Source organism: Ruegeria sp. YTSC192 (assembly GCF_059609705.1).
The window spans coordinates 129,591-150,510 of sequence record NZ_JBXWMG010000004.1; the positions used below are offsets into that span (position 1 = coordinate 129,591).

Genomic DNA, 20,920 nt, shown 5'->3' on the forward strand with positions numbered 1-20,920 from the left:
TACCATCAGATTACCAAGGGGAAACCATGGGGAATTCCCCCATGTTTATTTCCTGAGAGCCAACAGTTCAGACCTGAGATTCTTGCCCGATTTGCGCAGTCCCAGCTTGTTGCGGATGTTATGGCGGTGAAACTCGATTGTACTGTGTCCGCGCGACATCAACCGGGCGATGTCCTTGGTGGAATGTCCCTGAAGGATAAGCTGGGCAACTTCCTGTTCTGCTGGCGTCAGCTTGTCGAACACCGTCACAAGATGACCTGACATGTCTGCCGTTATGTCAGCAAGATTTTCCTCAATCATCTGCAAATAGGAATTGGCGACGGGGTCGCCCTCGATCCGTGCTTGCAGTTTTGACAATACCGGCAAAACCAAACCCTTGATTTGCGTCAGAAATCTTTCGTCATATTCGTCCCGAGATCTTTCAACACTTCGCAACAGCACCTTCAATGCCGCGTTGGACTCCTCCAGATCGCGGGTTCGGCGCAGCACGCGCCTTTCCGTATCTTCCAAAGTTTCTTTCAGTTTCTTTTCCAGCACGGTGCGCCGCTCGATCTCGATCAGCAGGGCAAGGTCGGCTTCGATGACCCGTGCGAACTCTTCCAGTCCCCGCCGAAACCGGAGCGCGCGCTGATTGTTGCGGCGGTCAAGCATGCAGATCGTTCCGAAGACGGAACTGTCGGGCCATTTAAGCGGCAATCCGATGTAAAAGCTCATGCCGTGTTCGAGGTCGTCATTGTCAGACCAGCGCGGGTCGGACAGGGCATCTTCAACGACAAGTTCTCCTTCGCGGATCACCGAATCGCAATACAGCTTGTCACTAAGCGTGAATGTCAGCCCTTCTTCATAGGAATGCGCGTCGGATTGATTGCGCAGGTACACCGAATGCTCGGGCGCATGGGTCTTCATCACCAGGCTGGCCGGGACCCCCGCAAGCTCGGCGATAAGATCGACGATACGCTGCCAGTTCAGGCGAGTTTGCTGCGGTATCTTCGGCTTGGGGATTTCATTTTCGCCGTCCAGTTGTTGCATATCCTCTCCTGTCGATGCCACGAGGATTCCAGCTTTCGATGGTAAGCTCACAATCCCGCGGACTTCGTACAGTAGCTTCAGACACAGGTTCTTCTTAGTCAACGGTGCGCGACATTTGGTGGGGCGCAGCATGTGAGAGGTGATCGCGGAAATTCGGACCAACGGTTAAGGTGGATCGCATGATGAAAGTGACGATCCAAAATGAAGAAACGCACGAACCATTTGCCAGAGTTTAAGGCGTACAGCCGATCTTCGACGAAATCGACACAATCGCTGCCCAACGGCGTTCATGCTGCCTTGCCTCAGCCAATACCATCCGCACAGCACACTCGCGCACTTCTGGTGAATACTTGTTCGTTGTCTTTCTCAAAACGCTCCATCCTACTCATGAATTGGAGACTCCGGTAAATTCGGCGCGGTTCGGGCCTTCCCACCAGACGCTTTGAAACCAAACGGCGTGAACCCAGCCCATGACGGGGCCGGGTGTTTCAATCACGTGCAGATCGCGGGCTTGCAAAAACATGCGGTTTTGTGTTCCGATGAAAATGCCGGATCACATGGCGGTCGCAATCGGTAAGAAAAGAGAAGAAAACCAAAATGACCCCCTTTGGCAAAACCGCAATCCAGATGCATGTCGGTGCTTTCTGTTCGAATGTCGAGACGATGTTGCAGCGGATTGACTTGATGATGGCACGGACCCCTCGGTGCCAGATCGCCCTGTCCCGCAAACTGGCGCCTTCTGGTTCACGCGACCGTCTTGAGCAGCCATTCTTCTCAAAGGACACCCAGTCACGCCTAAAGGATGCGGCGTGATGTTTCGGTATCTGGCTGAATCCCGGCTCGTTGTTCGAGAAACGCGAAGACAGGCAGATTTTCAACGATCCGGCAGTGATCAATCCAGGTGGCGAGACCCAGACCAATGATCTTTGTCTCTACGACGGGCGTTCAGGCACAGGCTGACACCCAGGCCGCTTTTCAACATAGGCAGGAAGGAAACACACTTTATGGACGGCAATTCCGAGAACGAAAAGCTTCACACCATCTCGGACTACTACAGCGCCTCGCAACTTAGGGCAGACCGATGGAGCGCCTTGCGGGAAACAGCGGAATCCCTGAGCCAGGGCGGCAACGCCGAATATCAGGAACGGGCGCGAAAGTTACTTCAGGCACTGGCACCGATTGAACTGTATTTTGCGTTTCCGGGTGGTTCAGCCTTCGACTATCTGCGCCGCTTGCTGGATCATGGAAATTTCGCCGATTTCTCAACCGCCGTGCGCCGGGTTTCAAGGGCGCTCACCTCGGGTGCCTATCGCCGCCGCTCGATCCCACTGATCGCGGATGAGACAGAAGTCGATGAGTTCGAGGATGAATCGACCCAAAGCCATGAAGCCCGCGCGCTGGGTCGGCCTTATTTTGAGGTTCTGATCGTTGACAATGTCAACGAGCATCAAGAGCGGTTCTTGCAACAAAGCCTGCAACGGATGCGCCGCAGTGAAGATCCGTTCATCTATGAAACGGTTATTGTCCCCAGTGTCGAGGACGCCTTGATCGGGGTTTTGTTCAACCAAAATGTGCAGGCAGTGATCGTCCGCCCCGGGTTGAGCTTGAAATCCAACAACGAAACCAACGTGTTGGGCCGCTATATCAGCCTTTATGGTGAAGGCGCCGATCTTGACGCATTGTCCCCTTCAGAATACGGCCCCGAGACCTGCCGCCGGATCGGCATGTTGCGGCCCGAACTGGATGCGTATCTGATTACCGACCGCTCTGCCGAGGATATTGCCGGTCATGATCTGGGTCTGTGCAGGCGCGTGTTCTACAATCAGGAGGACTTTCTGGAACTGCACCTGAACATCCTGCGCGGGGTGCAGCGGCGCTACAAGACGCCGTTTTTCACGGCGCTCAAGGAATATTCCAAGCAACCCACCGGCGTTTTCCACGCCATGCCGATCAGCCGCGGCAAGTCGATCAGCCGCAGTCATTGGATTCAGGACATGGGGGCATTCTACGGATCGAATATCTTCATGGCCGAAACCTCGGCCACCTCAGGTGGGCTGGATTCGCTGCTGGAGCCCAAGGGTCCGATCAAGGAGGCACAGGAAGCCGCCGCTCGTGCATTCGGATCAAAGCAGACCTACTTTGCCACCAACGGGACATCGACCTGCAATAAGATCGTTGTGCAGGCGCTGGTGAAACCCGGTGATATCGTGCTGGTCGACCGTGACTGCCACAAATCGCATCACTACGGCATGGTGCTGGCGGGGGCGAGCGTGGTTTACATGGACAGCTATCCGTTACACGATTACTCGATGTACGGTGCGGTCCCGATCCGCGAGATCAAGCACAAGCTGCTGGCCTTGCGTGCTGCTGGAAAGCTGGACCGCGTGCGCATGGTTCTGCTGACCAACTGCACCTTCGATGGCATCGTCTATAATGTGCAGCGGGTGATGCAGGAATGCCTGGCGATCAAGAAAGACCTTGTATTCCTGTGGGATGAGGCCTGGTTCGCCTATGCAAGGTTTGCACCAAATTCGCGTGTACGTACCGCAATGCGGTCGGCCAATATTCTGCGCGAACAATTTCGCACGACAGAACACGCCGAAGCGTATGAGGTTCAAAAGGCGGCTCTTGACGGCGCCGACGACGAGGTATGGCTGAACACACGCCTGATTGCGCCTCCCGATGCGCGGGTTCGGGTCTACGCCACGCAATCAACACACAAGACGCTGACATCCTTGCGGCAGGGCTCGATGATTCATGTCAACGACCAGCAATTCAAAGGCGCCGTGGAAGAGGCCTTTCACGAGGCCTATATGACCCACACTTCGACCTCGCCCAATTACCAGATCATCGCTTCGTTGGATGTCGGTCGGAGGCAGGTCGAGATCGAAGGATACGAGTTCGTCCAGAGGCAGGTTGAAAGCGCGATGGCGATCCGGCGGGCGGTGTCGACTCATCCACTGCTGAAGAAATACTTCAAGCTGATCACGGCGGGTGACATGATCCCTGAGCAATACCGCGAAAGCGGCATGGCCAGCTATTTCGATCCCGATCAGGGATGGGCCGATGTCTGGGATTGTTGGGCCAAGGACGAGTTCGTTCTGGATGCCACCCGGATTACCCTGCATGTTGGCGCGACCGGCTGGGATGGCGATACGTTCAAGACCAAGGTCCTGATGGACAAATACGGCATCCAGATCAACAAGACCTCGCGCAATACCGTGCTGTTCATGACTAATATTGGTACCACGCGCAGCTCGGTCGCCTATCTGATCGAAGTGCTGGTCGAGATCGCCAAGGAATTGGACGATCAGATGGACGATGCCTCGAAGATGGAAAAACGGGCCTTCGACAAGCGCGTCAGAAACCTGATCGAGCACGTCCCGCCGCTGCCCGATTTCAGCCGGTTCCACGACGCGTTCCGCTGCGAAAAAGGCACCGAGGCAGGCGATATCCGCACGGCGTTTTTCTTGTCCTATGACGAAGACAATTGCGACTACGTCGAACCCGACAAAGACATGCTGGACCGGCTGGAGGCAGGCGAAGAAATGGTCTCGGCTACCTTCGTTATCCCGTATCCGCCGGGCTTTCCCATTCTGGTGCCGGGGCAGGTCATCAGCCCCGAAATTCTGAAGTTCATGCAAGAACTGGACGTGTCGGAAATTCACGGATTCCGCGCAGACATGGGCCTGCGTATATTTACCGAAGATGCTTTGAAATCCGTCAAGAGAAAATAGGGGACCAGCCGGGCAGATGCCGAAGAAGGCGATCTGTCGCAAGCTTTGACCGACGTGTTTCATCTTGGTGCTGTGTGATCCAACTGACGGTTGACTACGGAAGTGCCCCGGGCTGCCCCCACTCAGAACGGATTGGCGTTTCCACCGGGGTCCTTCGACATACCGTTCGAGTTCTTTGACGGGCGACTGGGTTTATCTTTACCGAGCGATCGATAGACACGGCAAGACCCTGGATTCCATGTTGTCCGAGCGCCGGAATCTTCATAGCTTCTGAAGGTACGATATAGCTCCATCGCCTCTTCGTGCGTGCGCCCAAAGGCTTTCAATCCTCCGCGCCAATGGCTGAATGTCGGCACGAGGCCCATGTGAACCTGAACGGGGATCCCCTCGCGTGCCAGCATTTCCACAACCGGCAACGAGCGGTTGGTGAAATACATGTCTGTTCGGCCTCCATCTGACCCACTGCATGGCGCAGGATCTCTTCGTGGGTGGTGAACTGACGCCAGCCCATCGCGGTCCCGATGAAATGCGTCGACGCCAGTTCTCGCGCCAAGTCTATATCGCGATCCCAGACTGTCAGCGTATCAATCCCGGCTTAAACACAGGCACGGATTTCCTGCTCATTGGCAGGATTGCACATTGTCAAACACTGCCCGCTACCCTTGAGGTCCTGCAAATCCTTGACTGCAAAATTGCGCTTCGCGGGTTTGCGCCCGAAAGTGTAGATGTTTTTATTTCGCTTCTTGCTAAGTGTTCGACCATATTTTTCGGCGACGTTCCTTGATCAGCACCACAAACCAGACGGGATTGTTCTGGAATGTGATCATGGTGCCCCAGCCGTTGGCATAGGCATACCACTTGAAGCATTCCCAAAACGTCCAGAACTGCATCGCCACAAACGACCAGAACATGTTGTCCCAGACCTGGTTTTTGAACTAAAACGCTTTGGTATTCTTCATCATGGGGCGCATGTCATAGCGCATCTTATCTCCCTGAGTGCCGAACTTCCAAAGCAATACGTGAAGGCCGCCTGCGACAGTGAACAAGATGATGGAATTTCGAATCCAAACCTCTGAAATCCATCCGAATGACAGTGTTTCCGCGCGGCTTAGTTCTGGTGTGAAAAACAACCAGGTAATCACGGCACCAATCAGGAGCAGGCACCGCATGCCGACCGGATTCCAACTGCGCAGCAGATACATCAGAGAGGCGATCGGTTTCATCGGCCAATCCCAATAGGGCGCGACCTGGATCGGAAGCGAGGGCGTGAAGTTCCAGATTTGACGCGGCGTGCGTGCTTGAGGGTCTGCTCGCTCGGTCATGAATTGCCTTACCTTTGCCTATGCAGCTGCACGCTCAGCAGCGACCTGGGCGTTCACCAGCGGCTGATCAGCGGCCTGAGTGATTTCGGGGTCGTAGGGTGTCCGCGCAAACACCTCTTGAACCATGGGCGCGAAGAACGACAAGGGTAGCGTGTCATAATCAGGATCAAAACTGGCCTGATCCCAGCGTTCGCAGAATTCAGCGCAATCATCAAAATACTTGTGGCCACGGTGGCGTTCTCGCTTGTGCTGATCAAACCCTTCAAGGTGATGACCGTAGTAAAGCATCTGAAAATCCCCGTGGGTTTCAACGCACCAGCGGCATTGTTCGCGCACGAAGGGCTTCAGGATGCTTGCTGCGTACTCATCGTGATTATAGGGTGCAAAAATATCGCCGATATCATGCAGAAGTGCCGAAACAACCCAATCGGTATCAGCACCGTCGCGCCAGGCACGGGTCGCAGATTGTACCGAATGCCCCAGCCGCGTGATCTGATAGCCCGACAAGCTTTCGTCCAGATTTTCCAAAGCATGCAACAACCGATCTGCTGTTCCTTTGGTATGATCAATCTCATGCGCGGTGAGGAATTCATATTCTTCCTTGGTACCGTCTTTCATCTGGGTAAAGTTCACACGATCCATTTAGCTTGCCTTCGTTAAAATGTCGCTTGGGTTCTTGGGATACTGTCACAACCGGGGCTTTACCGCGATGCTAAATAGTGGAATGCTTGCATTCCATTTTGTTATGGCAGAGGCTTGAATTGCGCCGAAATACTCCTCCTTTGAATACGCTTCTGGTTTTTGAGGCCGCCGCGCGACATTGTAACTTCACCCGCGCGGCTGCAGAGTTGTCGGTGGCACAGCCAGCTGTCACGCGCCAAATAGCAAAATTGGAAAGCTGGATAGGTACAGAACTGTTCAATCGGCATGGGAACTCGGTCGAGTTAACTGCTGAGGGCCAAGCACTGGCGCAGGTTTCTGAGGGAATATTTGATCGGTTAGAGCTTGCGCTTCGGGATATTATTCCAAGAAACGATCAGGATATTCTGATCGGGTCGTCATTTGGGGTGGCGCATTTGTGGCTGATGCCAAGGATCAGCGGTATGCGCATGGCGGCCAGCGCAACAGTGAACTTTCGGACTTCAGACGACTACCGCAGTTTTGATGAACCGGGCGTCGATTGCTCAATACGATTTGGGAATGGTGATTTTGGTCCGTATTGTTGTGATCTGCTAATTCCGGAACGTTGCCAGATCATCGCAAGTCCAGCCTTTCTGACGGCTCATCCGGAATTCGATCCAAAGGACCCGATCCGGACAATAGGTACCAGGAACATGTTTGAACACGGCGACCCGCACGCGAACGGATGGACGACATGGTCCAGTTTCTATGAAGCCGCTGGGCAGGCCTTGCCTGACCCCGAACACCTGACAACAATTCTAAGCTACCCCACGATGCTTGACATGGTCTGCGCCGGTGAAGGTATCGGCATCGGGTATTGGGGATTGGAAGACCATCTCGTCGAAGAGCAGCGCATAAAAAGGGTTGGCAAGGCCATCGGTAGAGACGGCTATGGCTATTACCTCGTTTACAAAAAGGAAATGCTGGCAAAGCGTTCATTTGGTCGCTTGCGCGAGTTTCTTCTTAGCCCCGTGTCCGGTGGATAGAAATCATCCAGGAGACACGTAAGCTTCAAATGAGAAGCAGGAACAAACGGGCAATTTGGTGGCTTTGGATGCCCGACGATCCATTTCGTCGCGATCAAGTCTGAAGATCAGCAGGCCCCGTATCTGCTATCTATCGCACACGCCATACTTCGTGTTCGCCAACGGCAGGGAGGGGCTCCGAATGCCAAAGAGTCAGACGCAGAAACGCCTATTGTTGAGATATTTCAAGGGGTTCACGCTTCGCACACGTTCAGGCCAGATCAGGGGTCGTATCCTGTTGGGCCAGCCAGGTCTGGAAATCGCGGATCGTGCCTTCATAGTCATCCCCTGCCAGCGGCCCTTCGATCGCATGCGCAGAATGCAGCGCGACCTGCATGCGCTCAAGCTTTTCGCGATCCTCTCGGTTGACCTCTTCCCAAAGCGCAATTCGCCCTTGGATCGTGTCATGGTCGAGGTCATCGCGATAGACGGACATCGTCCATTTGACGCGGATCAGGTTCGCGTGGATTGGGAAGATGGACAGCGACACAAGCAGGCTGGCGGCTTGGCTGGCCACCTGTGTAGGAAACTTGGCAAAGAGGGACGACCGTTTTTGTTCTGCCTCGCTCAGGCCGGGCGCGCCGTCTCCGCGCGGCGTGATATTGTCTGGGTAATTCGCAGCGTAGGAGGTGTAGCCATCCCCGTTGACCAGCTTGCGCGACAGCCCTGACGGGGTGTAGCCGTGCAGGGTTTGCGGATGGACCACGCTCAGGTGGTAGCCTTCCATGAAGTTCTCAACCAGGCATTTCCAGTTGGTCTGCCAGTTCTCTTCAGCCACATGCACAAGGCGGAAATCCTCTGTCTTGTAGGGCGCCAGCATGGCATCAAGCTCGGGATGCTCAAACGGTGGGGCGTCTGGCGTCAGGTTCACGTAGATGAATCCGTTCCATAGCTGCACCTGGTGTTCCGGAAGCCTGCAGGATTTGGGATCAAAGCCCGCATTTTCCATCCGCGGAGCACGCAGCAAGGCACCGTCGCGCCCATAGGTCCATGCGTGATAGGAACAAACAAACCGCTTTGTGTTCCCGCTTCCTTCTGCCAGCGGCATTCCGCGATGGCGACACACATTTGCAAACACGCGGATACAGTCGTCATCGCTACGCACGACAAGCAAGGGCTCATTCAGAAGCTGCACAGTGAAAAAGTCTCCTGGTTCAGAGACTTCATCGACCCGGCCCAAACAGTGCCATCCTTTGCGCAGCACAGTGCGCGCCTCGTGGTCGAATTGCGCCTGAGAGGTATAGAACGTTCCGGGCATACCCATGGGGCGATCCGCAGGCAGGGCGGCCAAGTCTTGAAGTTTCGTTCGCAGATGGGTCGTTCCGGCCTCCGTTCTTGCGGTTTGCAAACGTCCCAGGAGGCCGCAACCGCCTCGGTGGGACAATCCTGGGTCCTGTCACTGCGCAGGTCGGCCACGGGCCAATTGACCTTGCCGACCAGCATCAGATCCGGCGCCCTTGGGCCAAGGCTTGGCACAGGTCATTGTCTCGCGTCTGTTTCGGGCAGGTACCGACAGTGTTGAATCGGCAAATGCGGGATTGGGCCATGCTAAGAGGCACCTCCCGCGTCGATTTTTGCCATCAAATACTGCGCAAAATCGTAGTTCGGGCGTTCCAGATGGCTCAAATGCCCGGGTGCTGCCGCTTCTGATGACAGACCCCGATACACCTTTTCGGTGCAGCCGCGATCCTCGACATTCACGTCATCTAAAAGCGTCTTGAGCGCGGTGAAATTGTCATGCGCATCCGGGTCATCGGCAAAGTCATTCGACATGCCGCCGCCAAAGCGGATATGCACCTGACCCGGCCCTTTGGGATGCAAAGACAGATACCAGAAATACCCCGGCGTCAGTGTGATCATCAGACTTGGATAAAGCGCCAGAAGAAAAGTCGTGCGGCGTTCATCGCCTTTTAGCCGATCATTGCTGGGATGCGCCATTGCTATGCGCAGGGATTCATCCTTCAGAATTGTGTGGTAGTTGAAGGCCGCGCTGCCGGGTGGGCAAATCATGTCCTCCAGCCGCGACAATCCACCAATCGTGCCCGCGTGACACACAGGCAAATGGTAGCTTTCCATGAAATTCTCGGCCAACACTTTCCAGTTGGTATCCCAGACATGTTCTTCATAGAACGCCTCGGAATAGTTGGCCATGTCATAGCCCTCGATCATCGCGGCCACCTCGGACAGCTGCTTGGCCACAGGGTCCGCGTTTGGATCAAGACAGACAAATACCCAGCCCAGCCATTCCTCGCAGCGGACCTGAGGCAGCGCGTAGTTTTCTTTGCAGAACCCCTCGTTCTGCTTCATCGCGGGCGCGCCGCGCAGCTTGCCGTCAAGGTTATAGGTCCAGGCGTGGTAGGGGCAGACGATTGTCTTGGCATTCCCGCGCCCATGCAAAAGTGTCGACATGCGGTGCAGGCACACATTGCTCATCGCGCGCAGATCTCCGCCTCGGTCGCGCAGCACAACGATTGGCTGCCCAGCAAGTTCACAGGCCACATAGTCCCCGATAGACGACAACGCATCGGCGCGACCCACACAATACCAATCCTTGCGGAAGATGTGTTCCAGCTCTGCATCGACAAAGCTCTGTTCTGTATAAACCTCAGTCGGCATGGCCCGCGCCCGTTCAAACGGGACCGAGGTATTGGCGCGCAGAGCGGCGATCGGATCAACTTGGTCTTTGGGCATGAACGAACCTCTTTGCCTGAGTCGCGGGTGGCCTACCGCCCTTGCATAATGAGACGGCTTTTGCTGGAAACAATCTAAAAGTCGATCTTGCCGATGATTTGATGCAGTTCAATCAAATTTAGGCGACACAAAATTGGTGCTGCACGGGCAAAACGACCAGCTTACCCGTGCGCACCGTTGACACGTGCGGCCCCAACGAAAACCGCGCGGGCTGTTTGGTTGAAACCTCCCAAGGCACCATAGACGCCCGCGACCGCGTGTCGGGCTTTGGGGTGTTACGGGGTTGTAAAGCGTTAGACGTCAGATATCTGGCGCCCGGGTTTCAGTGCACAAACCTATTTGCCAAAGACACTGATGATTCAACATAGGCTTCCACCTCGGACGCAGTCTGCAGGCGTTTGTTGATGTGAAGTGACAGACCCTTCTGATCACGCACCAAATAGGGTACATCGGCGGGTGTGTCGCCGAATTGATTCAACGCGGATAGCTCCGTCACGCCTTTCACGGGGTCGAATGCCTGTTCGGCCCCCGGGGCTGTCACAAGGGTTGCGGGGTCATCGTCTTCGATGGCACGCAACTCGCGCGCGTCGGGGCCGAGGCCCTTGAACAGACTATCCAGCATGACCCGGCCAAACCCTCCTGCTTTGGCCATCATGAGGTTGAACATCACCTGCGGTTTTTCCGGCAAAGGCGGGGCATATACGGCCAGACCAGATGATATCCCCAGATCGGGCCGACACCACACCGTATAGCTGGAGGCGCCGCTTCGGCTGCCGGTATGGATCTTCAGCTGCCATCCCTCATCGGGAGCGCTCAGAGCGGTCACCTAAAAAAGGCCCGCATGTCTATGCGGGCCTTTTCAATATTCTGAAGCCATGTCGCGGCAGGTCGCAATTTACTGCGGAATCTCGCCGTCCAAACCTTCGATGTAGAAGTTCATACCGGCCAGTGTGCCATCATCAGCGGTTTCGCCTTCGGCCAGCCAGTCGCTGCCATCCTGCTTTTTGATCGGGCCAGTGAAGGGGTGGTATTCACCTGCGGCCATGGCCGCTTTCAGCGCCAGAGCCTCTTCTTTGACATCTGCAGGAACCGCGTCCGAGATTTCGCCGATCGCGACCATACCCTCACGGATGCCGTCCCATGTGTTGGCGCTTTCCCAAGTGCCATCCATCACGGCCTTGGTCCGTGCGATGTAATAGGGCGCCCAGTCATCGATGATCGAGGATACGCGCGGGAACGGGGCGTATTCGCTCATGTCCGAAGCCTGGCCAAAGGTCACGACGTTGCCCGCCTCTTGCGCAGCGGCCTGAGGCGCGGTCGAGTCGGTATGCTGCAGGATTACGTCTGCGCCCTGTTCGATCAGAACGGTGGCGGCGTCAGCCTCTTTTGCCGGGTCGAACCAGGTGTAGGCCCAGACGATCTTGAACTCGACATCCGGGTTCACCTTCTTGGCGTGAAGATAGGCCGAGTTGATGCCACGGATCACCTCAGGGATGGGGTAGGACCCGATATAGCCGATGATGTTCGACTTGGTCATCTTACCGGCGATATGGCCCTGAACAGCGCGGCCTTCATAGAAACGGGCCGAGTAGACCGAGACGTTGTCGGCCGTTTTGTATCCGGTCGCATGTTCGAATTTCACATTCGGGAATTTCTTCGCCACGTTGATGGTCGGGTCCATGTAGCCGAAGGAGGTGGTGAAGATCAGGTCAGCGCCTTCCAGCGCCATTTGCGTCATGACGCGCTCGGCATCCGGGCCTTCGGGAACGGATTCGACAAAGACAGTTTCAACCTTGTCGCCGAACTCTTCCTCAACGGCCAGGCGGCCCTTGTTGTGTTCATAGGTCCAGCCGCCGTCGCCCACCGGGCCGACATAGACGAAGCCGACCTTGGTCTTGTCGTCAGCTGCCATGGCCCCCGAGGCAAGACCCAGCGCCATGGCGGCGCTTGCCAGAAGTGTCGTGAATTTCATGTGTTACTCCCCAAGTTGGTTCAGTTGGCCCCTAGTGCGAGGCATGGAAAATCCGGCCCAGTGAGGCAGGTGCGCTGCTCTTGTCGGCCGAAAGGATCACAAGCACAAGGATCGTGATGATGTAGGGCGACATTGCCAGATACTCGACCGGGATGGCAACGCCCGCTGCCTGCAAATTAAGCTGCAACACGGTGATGCCGCCGAACAAATAGGCACCCAGCAAGGCCCGCCAAGGCTTCCAACTGGCAAACACCACCAAGGCCAGAGCGATCCAGCCAACTCCAGCGGTCATGCCCTCGGTCCACTGAGGGACACGGATCAAGCTGATATAGGCACCGCCCAGCCCTGCGCAGGCCCCGCCGAACAGGATTGCCATGATGCGAATTTTGATGACCTTGTAGCCCAACGCATGCGCCGCATCGTGGTTTTCACCCACCGCGCGCAGGATCAGACCGACGCGTGTGTATTTCAGCGTAGCCCAGACCGCCGCAGTCAAAGCGATACCGACATAGAGGATCGGGTCATGCTGGAAAAAGATCGGCCCTATGACGGGGATATCGCTGATCAGGGGGATATGAATATCTCCCATGCTGGGTGGTTTGACCCCGACATAGCTTTGACCCAGCAGGGCACTGAACCCAAGGCCGAACAAAGTCAGCGCAAGGCCACTGGCAACCTGATTGGCCAAGGCGACCTGCGTCAGCAACACGAACAACAGCGACAGCACTGCGCCACCAATGGCCGATGCTATAAAACCTAACCACGGCGAGCCGGTCTCGACCGAGATCGCAAAGCCGCTGATTGCACCGACGATCATCATACCCTCGACACCAAGGTTCAGAACGCCTGCTTTTTCGACGACCAGCTCTCCGATCGCGGCCAGCAGCAGGGGGGTTGCGGCCACCATCAACGAGGCGACCAGAAGGACGGGATTGATTTCACCAAGGTCCATTACGCTACCTCGCTACGGGCCGCACGGATGCGGTAATTTGTCAGAAGATCGAGTGCCAGCAGGAAGAACAGAAGCATCCCCTGGAACACCTGAATGGCGGCGGCAGGCAAACCCAGCTGAGACTGCGCTATTTCGCCGCCGATATAAGTCAGCGCCATCAAGCCACCGGCCAGCAGGATACCCACCGGGTGCAGACGGCCAAGGAACGCCACGATGATCGCGGTAAAGCCATAGCCTACGTTAAAGTCGATGCTGACCACGCCCGAGGGGCCTGAGACTTCGAACATCCCCGCAAGCCCCGCTAAAGCCCCGGACAGGCCCAGACAGAACAGGATCAGACGGGCCGGGTTCACACCGGCGAACTTTGCCGCACGAGGTGCCTCACCGGTCAAACGGATGTGAAAGCCCAGCATGTGCCGGTTCAGAAGGACATAGGAAAAGATCACTGCGATCAAGGCAGTGACCACACCCCAATGCATCCCTGAACCGGCGATCAGCTCAGCATTATGTGCGCTGTCATAGGATTGCAGATTGCGCGACCCGGGAAAGCCGAACCCTTCGGGGTTCTTCAGCAGGCCCAGAGACACCGAGGCCAGCATCTGTTCGGCCACGTAAACCAACATCAGCGACACAAGGATTTCGTTGGTGCCAAAGCGAACCTTCAGAAAGGCCGGGATCGTCGCCCAAAGCCAGCCACCAAACGCGCCCGCGATCACCATGATCGGAAAGATGTAAAACGCATCCAGAGGGTAAAAGGCCAGCCCGGCCCCGGCCCCGAAGATGGCCCCCATGATGTACTGCCCTTCGGCCCCGATATTCCAGATGCCGGCGCGAAAACCCAACGCCAGGCCGATCGCAATCAGCACCAATGGCGCGCCTTTTACCAGCAGTTGCGGGCGGTAGTAAAATGCGAACTCGCCGAACAGCGGCTCCCAGAAGATGGTGCCGATGGCCTCAACCGGGTTCTTGCCCAGAATGGCGAACAGGATACCGCCAAAGACCATCGTGGCAATTACCGCCACCAAGGGGGTCGCATAGGACCACGCTTTCGACGGTTGCGGCCGTTTTTCCAACACAATCATGTACTTATTCCCCGCCCGTCTTCATCTTTTTCCAAATACTCTCGCCGAAGTCGGCGCGACAGATCACACATGCGCCACCTCCATGCCATGGGCACCACCCATCATCAGGCCGATTTCGTCAACGGTAAGTCCCGTTGTTTCGCGTGGCGCGCTCAACCGCCCCTCGTTCAAGGCCGCAAAACTGTCCGAGATTTCCATCAACTCGTCCAAATCCTGACTGATGCAGATGACAGCGGTGCCCTTGGCCGCCAGATCCAGAATGGCCTGCCGGATCGACGCCGCCGCCGCTGCATCCACACCCCAGGTTGGCTGGTTCACCACCAACACCTCAGGGTTCTGCAAGACCTCCCGACCAATCACGAATTTCTGCAGGTTCCCGCCTGACAGCGATCGTGCCGCGTTCTCAGGGCCGGGCGTTCTGACGTCAAAGGCACTGATGATCTTTTCAGCGAAGCTCTTTGTCTCGGACCATTTGAGGAAGCCCCTGTTCTCCAATCCTTCGCGTACCGACCCGGTCAGCAGGGCATTCTCGGTCAGGCTCATATCCGGCGCGGCGGCATGGCCCAGACGTTCTTCGGGCGCAGTCAGCACGCCCAGTTTCCGACGGGCGGTGGGGCCAAGTTTGCCGATGTGCTGCCCATTGAACTTGATCGAGTCTGAGGGCGTTCGGATTTCACCCGACAGCACCCCCAGCAACTCATCCTGACCGTTGCCAGCGACACCGCCGATGCCAAGAACCTCACCTTTGCGGACCGTCATATGGACATTCTTCAGCGCCGTTCCGAATTCCGAGGGCGATGGCACCGACAAACCGCTGACATCCAACGCAACCTCGCCGAACTCACGGCCCGAGCGTTCGGGTGTCTGCAATGTCGAACCCACCATCATCTCGGCCATGTCGCGGGCCGAGGTTTCGGCGGGCACGCATTCACCCACATTCTTGCCCAGACGCAAGATCGTGGCGTGGTCACACAACGTACGGATTTCCTCCAGCTTGTGCGAAATATACAGGATCGAGGTGCCCTCAGACCGCAGCTTGTTCAACGTTTCAAACAGGATTTCGACCTCTTGCGGGGTCAGCACGCTGGTTGGTTCGTCCATGATCAGCAGCTTGGGATCCTGCAGAAGGCAGCGAATGATCTCGACCCGCTGACGCTCTCCCGCGGAAAGATCGCCGACCGTGCGGTACGGGTCCAAAGGCAAGCCATACGTCTCGGACACTTCGCGGATGCGCGAGGCCAGATCGCCCATAGGCGGCGGGTTCTCCATCCCCAGCGCAATATTTTCAGCCACGTTCAGCGCATCGAACAATGAGAAGTGCTGGAACACCATCGCAATCCCATCGGCCCGCGCCGCGCGTGGTTCCGCTGGGGCGAAAGGTTGGCCGCGCAACATCATGGCGCCGCTGTCCGGCTTCACCAGGCCATAGATCATTTTGACCAGCGTGGATTTCCCCGCGCCGTTTTCGCCCAAAAGCGCATGTACTTCGCCTTCGCCGATGTCGAAAGACACCTGATCATTGGCCACGACGCCTGGATAGGCCTTGGTCAGCCCTTGCAGGCTTAAGAGTGGAGTGGTCACGCGCTCAGGTCCTTCTTCAACTCAGTCTGTCGGGCCGGACGCAGAAGCTGCGCGGCGACGCCAACGGCGATCATTTGCGGGTGTTTGCCCAAGCCGGGATCGCCGATTGGACAGGTGATCCGGCTGATCTGTTCAGGCGAATGCCCAAGAGCTGCCAGCCGCGACCGGAACCGCGCCCATTTCGTAGCCGAGCCGATCAGCCCCGCAAAGCGGAAATCATGCGAAAGCAGCCGGTTGCACAGCTCTAAATCCAGATTGTGTGAATAAGTAAGCACAAGATGCTCGGCATCGGGCGGTGCATGGCGAACCAGCTCGGCCGGTTTGGCCACTGGAACTGAGGCGACACCTGCTGGGACCGAGGCCGGGAAGCGTTCGGGTCCTGTGTCGACCCAGGTGATCGCGATGTCGGGTAGGGGGGACAGAACGTCCACCAATGCTCGGCCTACATGGCCCGCACCCCAGATCCACAGGTTCCGCGTGGGCTTGTGAACGGGTTCCACCATCCAGCCCTCAATAAGCTGCGGTGCGGGGGCAATCCCCTGTCCACGTGCAGTTGCCAGCAACCGTTTCACGGACAGAGGCATTTCGCCTGCAGAAGCGGATCGCGCTATGACCGTGTCGCCGAGTGCTTCAACCGCCTTTAGATCAAAGACCTCGCTGAACAGTGAAACTGCACCGCCGCAGCATTGGCCCAACTCGGGGCCAAGCGCGTGATGGGTCAGACGGGCGGGTAGGGATTGGGCCCGTGCGGCTTCGGCGGCCTGAAACTCCAAAGTGCCGCCGCCGATCGTTCCGCTCTGGCCATCCGGCCAGACCAACATCGCGGCGCCCACCTCGCGCGGGGACGAGCCCTTGATCGCGGCGATGACCACACGAGTCACCGTTCCGTGGGTTTTGACTGCCTCCCTCAAAGCCTCCAGATCAAAGCCCATCAGATGCCTCCTTTCATCCGCTGGACACCGCGCCAGACTTCCTCGGCCGTGGCGGGTGCATCCAGCGCCGGATAGCTTTCGCCGCAGGCTGCGACCGCATTCGACAGGGCCAACCATGCCGATATACCCAGCATGAAAGGCGGTTCACCCACCGCTTTCGAGCGATAGATCGTGTCCTCGCGGTTCTCGCCATCCCACAGCGCGACATTGAAGATGTCGGGCCGGTCCGAGCAGGCGGGGATTTTGTAGGTCGAGGGCGCGTGTGTGCGCAGATTGCCCTTGCCATCCCAGACCAATTCTTCTGTCGTCAGCCAGCCTGCGCCTTGTACATAGCCGCCTTCGACCTGTCCGATATCGAGGGCCGGGTTCAGCGATGCTCCCGCATCATGCAGGATATCGGTGCGCAGAATGCGATTTTCGCCGGTCAGCGTGTCCACGGCCACCTCGGTCACCGAGGCCCCATAGGCGAAGTAAAAGAACGGACGCCCTCGCCCAGCAATCCGGTCCCATTCGATCTTGGGCGTTTTGTAGAAACCGGTTGCCGACAGGCTGATGCGCCCTTGATAGGCCAAAGCGGCGGCCTCAGAGAAGGTATAGCGTTCCGCACCGACTGAGACGTGACCGTCTGAGAAAGTAACTGTCGACGGGTCGGCCTGATGACGCTCGGCCAGATAGTCGGCCATGCGGTCGCGGATCGTGTCGCAGGCGGCTTTGACCGCCATGCCGTTCAGGTCACTGCCCGAAGACGCCGCCGTGGCCGAGGTATTGGGCACTTTGGCCGTATCGGTTGCGGTGATCTTGACCATCTCCAGTGGAATGCCAAAGCGCGACGCAGCGACCTGTGCGACTTTCTGGAACAGGCCTTGCCCCATCTCGGTGCCGCCGTGGTTCAGGTGGACCGAGCCGTCCTGATACACATGCACCAACGCACCTGCTTGATTGAGGTGGGTCAGCGTGAAGGAAATCCCGAACTTGACCGGCGAGAACGCAATGCCCTTCTTGATCACGCTGTTCTCTGCGTTCCATTTTTCGATGGCAGCCTTACGCGCGGCATAGTCGCTGGATTTCAGCAGAGCTTCGGTCATGCCATGCAGTTCGAAGTCGCTGACCTCCATGCCGTAGGGCGTGGTGTTTCCGCCTGCAGGCAGAGGGCGCACGGGCGCCTCGCCCATCTCAACTGCGCCGCGGCTGGTCAGGTCTTCATGCGGATCAGGCTGGCCCATTGGTTTCTCTGCCGGCGCAACCTCAGCGACCTTGTGGGCGGGTTCGTAGTAGTTGCGACGGCGCAGCTCGACCGGGTCCAGACCCAGTGCATGCGCGGCGTGGTCCATCACGCGTTCGATCCCGACCATGCCCTGAGGGCCTCCGAACCCACGATAGGCAGTTGCGGATTGGCTGTTGGTCTTAAGTCGGTGGCTTTCGATCCGCGCATTGGGCAGCAGGTAGGCGTTGTCCGAATGCAGCATCGCTCGGTCGGCGACGGGCAAAGACAAGTCCTGTGCCCAGCCGCAAATCACATAGTGGTGGAACGAGACGCCCTGAATATGGCCGTTCTCATCGAACCCGGCTTTGTAGGAGATGCGGAACGCGTGGCGTTTTCCGGTGATGATCATGTCGTCATCACGATCATAGCGCATCTTGCAGGCCTTGCCGGTTGCGCGCGCGGTGATTGCACAAGCCACGGCCAAAGCGTTTCCTTGGCTTTCCTTGCCGCCGAACCCGCCGCCCATCCGGCGGGTTTCAACCCGGACGGCGTGCATCGGAACGCCCAGTGCATCGGCCACCTTGTGCTGAATCTCGGTCGGGTGCTGGGTGGAACTGTGGACCAGCATATCCGCGCCTTCATTGGGCACGGCCAGAGCTGCCTGTCCTTCGAGGTAGAAATGCTCCTGCCCGCCAAGCTCAAAGCTTCCTTCGATGATATGGCGCGCGCTGGCGATTGCGGCATCCGCGTCGCCCTTGGCGTAGATGCGGGGGCCATCCTCGAACCGGCTGTCGGCGGCCAGAGCGTCTTCGATGGTCAGGATCGGGGTGTCTTCGGCATAGTCAATCTTGCCCAGCCGCGCGGCCTTGCGGGCGGCGAGGTGACTGGTGGCAACGACAAGAAACACCGGCTGACCGATATAGTGCACCGTGCCGTCCGACAGCAGCGGTTCATCATGGATCGAGGGAGAGACATCGTTGGCAAAGGGCAGATCCTCGGCCGTCATCACCATCACGACCCCATCTGCGGCCTTCACCGCCGACAGATCCATCGCGCTGATCGTACCTTTGGCAATCGTGCTCAGACCAAAAGCCAGATGAAGGGTGCCCTTTGGTGTCGGGATATCATCCACATAGCGCGCGGCACCTGCCACATGCAGTGGTGCCGCGTCGTGGGGGAGGGGTTTGGTCACGCTCATGCCGTCACCTTTAGCACGTCTGTCACTTCGCCCTGATCTTCCAGGAAATACCGTTCCAGCATCGCTTTGGCGGTCTCCAGTCGATAGGTTGCCGAGGCGCGCATGTCCGTGAGTGGTGAATAATCCTCGGCAAAGTTGGGCAGCGCGGCGTCAATCACCTCACGCGACCAAGGTTTGCCGATCAGTGCGGCCTCGACATGGGTTGCCCGTTTCGGCGTACCAGCCATACCACCAAATGCGATGCGCGCCTTGGTGACGGTGTCGTCAGTAACGGTGATATTGAAACACCCGCAAACGGCCGAGATATCCTGATCGAACCTTTTGCTGAGTTTGTAGCATTTCAACCGGTCGGGCTGGCGGGGGAAGCTGACCGCCTCGACGAACTCGCCGGGCGCGCGGTCTTGCTTGCCGTAGTCGATGAAGAAGTCCTCGATCGGGATGCTGCGGTGCGTGTCGCCCTTGCGCAAATGCAGGGTTGCGTTCAGGGCGATCAGCGCGGGTGGATTGTCCCCGATGGGCGAGCCATTGGCGATGTTGCCGCCGACAGTTGCCGCGTGGCGGACCTGAACGCTGGCATAACGGCGGATCATTTCAGCGTAGGAAGGGTAGAGACTGGCAAGAGCCTCGCCCATCCGGTTCATGTCGACCATGGCGCCGAACCGGATATTTTCGTCTGTGATTGTGACTTGTTTGAGGTCTTCGCAGCGGCTGAGGAAGATCACCGGGTCGAGGTCGCGCAGTTGCTTGGTGACCCACAGGCCAACATCAGTTGCACCGGCGATAAGGGTGGCGTCCGGGTGTCGCGCATAGATTGCCGCCAGTTCGTCGGATGACGTCGGAAGGTAGGGGGGCTCTGCCCCCCGGCCTGCGGCCTCCCCCCGAGGTATTTTCGAACAAGAGAAGGATTGGTCGTCGGTGATCCATTGCGGGACGGGCTGAGGTTCGGCGGCGTTGGCGGCGCGGATGATCGGGGCATAGCCGGTGCAGCGGCACAGGTTGCCCGCCAGTTGAGTGTCGTGGTCGGTCGCTCCATTCGTGTGACCGGCAACCATCGACATCACGAAGCCCGGTGTGCAAAATCCGCATTGTGAGCCGTGCAAATCGACCATCGCGTTCTGAACCGGATGAGGTTCTGCGTTCGGGCCGCTTGCGCCCTCGACCGTGCGGAGGGCTTTGCCATGGAGTTGCGGCAGGAACAGGATGCAGGCGTTCAGCGCCTTGGCGCCGCCCTCATCTGTGACCATCACGGTGCAGGCACCGCAATCGCCTTCGTTGCAGCCTTCCTTGGTGCCGGTCAGGCCGCGATCTTCGCGCAGCCAGTCCAACAGGGTGGCTGTCGGATTTACATCCGCCAGCTGCACTGTCTCTCCGTTCAGAAGAAACGTGATGTCCATTCGTGAAACCCGTCGCCTTACTCAGTTTTGCCCATTGGACCCTCCTTCGATGCGACGTAGAAAGAGTGGCGGGCGAAGTGCTTGCCGTCAGATGTTAGAAACAGCGCAGGTGATCTGGCA

At 57.6% G+C, this 20,920-nt stretch carries 18 protein-coding genes and 3 pseudogenes; 5 read left to right on the forward strand and 16 right to left on the reverse strand.

The genetic code is table 11. The features are described from left to right. Positions 1-45 precede the first annotated feature (45 nt). From AC2FD8_RS07715 to AC2FD8_RS07725, 3 genes and pseudogenes are all read right to left on the reverse strand, one after another. The gene (locus tag AC2FD8_RS07715; RefSeq protein WP_496855201.1) at positions 46-1,161 is read right to left on the reverse strand and encodes a LuxR C-terminal-related transcriptional regulator; all 1,116 of its coding nucleotides are present in this window, start codon (positions 1,159-1,161) and stop codon (positions 46-48) included. Between the two features lie 103 nt (positions 1,162-1,264). Next, positions 1,265-1,399, reverse strand: a pseudogene (locus AC2FD8_RS07720) (IS3 family transposase); the annotation flags it as partial. Positions 1,400-1,414: 15 nt separating this feature from the next. Beyond that, positions 1,415-1,552 carry a hypothetical protein gene (locus tag AC2FD8_RS07725; RefSeq protein ID WP_496855199.1) on the reverse strand — a complete coding sequence of 46 codons (138 nt, stop codon included), beginning with the start codon at positions 1,550-1,552 and terminating at the stop codon, positions 1,415-1,417. A gap of 74 nt (positions 1,553-1,626) precedes the next feature. On the opposite strand from AC2FD8_RS07725, the gene AC2FD8_RS07730 reads away from it, so the two are divergent. The 3 genes and pseudogenes from AC2FD8_RS07730 to AC2FD8_RS07740 all read left to right on the forward strand — a co-directional run. Beyond that, positions 1,627-1,842, forward strand: a complete 216-nt coding sequence (locus AC2FD8_RS07730; protein WP_496855197.1) for a hypothetical protein — start codon at positions 1,627-1,629, stop codon at positions 1,840-1,842. 191 nt (positions 1,843-2,033) lie between these two features. Then, entirely contained in the window at positions 2,034-4,766 is a 2,733-nt protein-coding gene (locus AC2FD8_RS07735; protein WP_496855196.1) for an aminotransferase class I/II-fold pyridoxal phosphate-dependent enzyme, read from the forward strand. A gap of 118 nt (positions 4,767-4,884) precedes the next feature. Continuing rightward, a pseudogene (locus AC2FD8_RS07740) lies at positions 4,885-5,025 on the forward strand (DDE-type integrase/transposase/recombinase); the annotation flags it as partial. Positions 5,026-5,071: 46 nt separating this feature from the next. On the opposite strand, the pseudogene AC2FD8_RS07745 reads toward AC2FD8_RS07740, so the two are convergent. Further along, a pseudogene (locus AC2FD8_RS07745) lies at positions 5,072-5,203 on the reverse strand (3-methyl-2-oxobutanoate hydroxymethyltransferase); the annotation flags it as partial. A 29-nt stretch (positions 5,204-5,232) separates the two neighbouring features. Between AC2FD8_RS07745 and AC2FD8_RS07750 the strand changes: the two are divergent. Then, complete coding sequence (locus tag AC2FD8_RS07750) at positions 5,233-5,550, forward strand: hypothetical protein (RefSeq protein ID WP_496855194.1); 318 nt, start codon at positions 5,233-5,235, stop codon at positions 5,548-5,550. 151 nt (positions 5,551-5,701) lie between these two features. On the opposite strand, the gene AC2FD8_RS07755 is transcribed toward AC2FD8_RS07750, so the two are convergent. Together AC2FD8_RS07755 and AC2FD8_RS07760 are read right to left on the reverse strand one after the other, a co-directional pair. Next, positions 5,702-6,088 (reverse strand): hypothetical protein, encoded by a 387-nt coding sequence (locus tag AC2FD8_RS07755; RefSeq protein WP_496855192.1) that lies wholly within the window; start codon positions 6,086-6,088, stop codon positions 5,702-5,704. A gap of 18 nt (positions 6,089-6,106) precedes the next feature. Beyond that, positions 6,107-6,730, reverse strand: coding sequence for an HD domain-containing protein (locus AC2FD8_RS07760; RefSeq protein ID WP_496855190.1), 624 nt, complete (start codon positions 6,728-6,730; stop codon positions 6,107-6,109). A gap of 140 nt (positions 6,731-6,870) precedes the next feature. Between AC2FD8_RS07760 and AC2FD8_RS07765 the strand changes: the two genes are divergently transcribed. Continuing rightward, positions 6,871-7,755: a LysR family transcriptional regulator gene (locus tag AC2FD8_RS07765; protein ID WP_496855188.1), complete on the forward strand. Its 885-nt coding sequence runs from the start codon at positions 6,871-6,873 to the stop codon at positions 7,753-7,755. Positions 7,756-8,005: 250 nt separating this feature from the next. Here the strand turns inward: AC2FD8_RS07765 and AC2FD8_RS07770 are convergent, their stop codons facing one another. The 10 genes from AC2FD8_RS07770 to xdhA all read right to left on the reverse strand — a co-directional run bounded on the left by AC2FD8_RS07770 (position 8,006) and on the right by xdhA (position 20,800). Beyond that, positions 8,006-9,058: an aromatic ring-hydroxylating oxygenase subunit alpha gene (locus AC2FD8_RS07770; protein ID WP_496855186.1), complete on the reverse strand. Its 1,053-nt coding sequence runs from the start codon at positions 9,056-9,058 to the stop codon at positions 8,006-8,008. A 284-nt stretch (positions 9,059-9,342) separates the two neighbouring features. After that, positions 9,343-10,485, reverse strand: a complete 1,143-nt coding sequence (locus tag AC2FD8_RS07775; RefSeq protein WP_496855184.1) for an aromatic ring-hydroxylating oxygenase subunit alpha — start codon at positions 10,483-10,485, stop codon at positions 9,343-9,345. 322 nt (positions 10,486-10,807) lie between these two features. Continuing rightward, complete coding sequence (locus tag AC2FD8_RS07780; protein WP_496855182.1) at positions 10,808-11,311, reverse strand: hypothetical protein; 504 nt, start codon at positions 11,309-11,311, stop codon at positions 10,808-10,810. 69 nt (positions 11,312-11,380) lie between these two features. After that, complete coding sequence (locus tag AC2FD8_RS07785) at positions 11,381-12,457, reverse strand: BMP family ABC transporter substrate-binding protein (protein ID WP_496855180.1); 1,077 nt, start codon at positions 12,455-12,457, stop codon at positions 11,381-11,383. 31 nt (positions 12,458-12,488) lie between these two features. Further along, the gene (locus AC2FD8_RS07790) at positions 12,489-13,409 is read right to left on the reverse strand and encodes an ABC transporter permease (RefSeq protein ID WP_496855178.1); all 921 of its coding nucleotides are present in this window, start codon (positions 13,407-13,409) and stop codon (positions 12,489-12,491) included. Then, complete coding sequence (locus tag AC2FD8_RS07795) at positions 13,409-14,491, reverse strand: ABC transporter permease (RefSeq protein ID WP_496855176.1); 1,083 nt, start codon at positions 14,489-14,491, stop codon at positions 13,409-13,411. The genes AC2FD8_RS07790 and AC2FD8_RS07795 overlap by 1 nt, the downstream gene beginning before the upstream one ends. Before the next feature lie 63 nt (positions 14,492-14,554). Further along, positions 14,555-16,072: an ABC transporter ATP-binding protein gene (locus AC2FD8_RS07800; protein ID WP_496855174.1), complete on the reverse strand. Its 1,518-nt coding sequence runs from the start codon at positions 16,070-16,072 to the stop codon at positions 14,555-14,557. Beyond that, positions 16,069-17,004: a xanthine dehydrogenase accessory protein XdhC gene (xdhC, locus tag AC2FD8_RS07805; protein ID WP_496855173.1), complete on the reverse strand. Its 936-nt coding sequence runs from the start codon at positions 17,002-17,004 to the stop codon at positions 16,069-16,071. The genes AC2FD8_RS07800 and xdhC overlap by 4 nt, the downstream gene beginning before the upstream one ends. Then, on the reverse strand, positions 17,004-19,406 hold the full coding sequence (gene xdhB / locus AC2FD8_RS07810) for a xanthine dehydrogenase molybdopterin binding subunit (RefSeq protein ID WP_496855171.1): 2,403 nt from the start codon (positions 19,404-19,406) through the stop codon (positions 17,004-17,006). The genes xdhC and xdhB overlap by 1 nt, the downstream gene beginning before the upstream one ends. Beyond that, positions 19,403-20,800: a xanthine dehydrogenase small subunit gene (gene xdhA, locus AC2FD8_RS07815; RefSeq protein WP_496855169.1), complete on the reverse strand. Its 1,398-nt coding sequence runs from the start codon at positions 20,798-20,800 to the stop codon at positions 19,403-19,405. Before xdhA ends, xdhB begins: the two co-directional genes overlap by 4 nt. Positions 20,801-20,920: the final 120 nt, after the last annotated feature.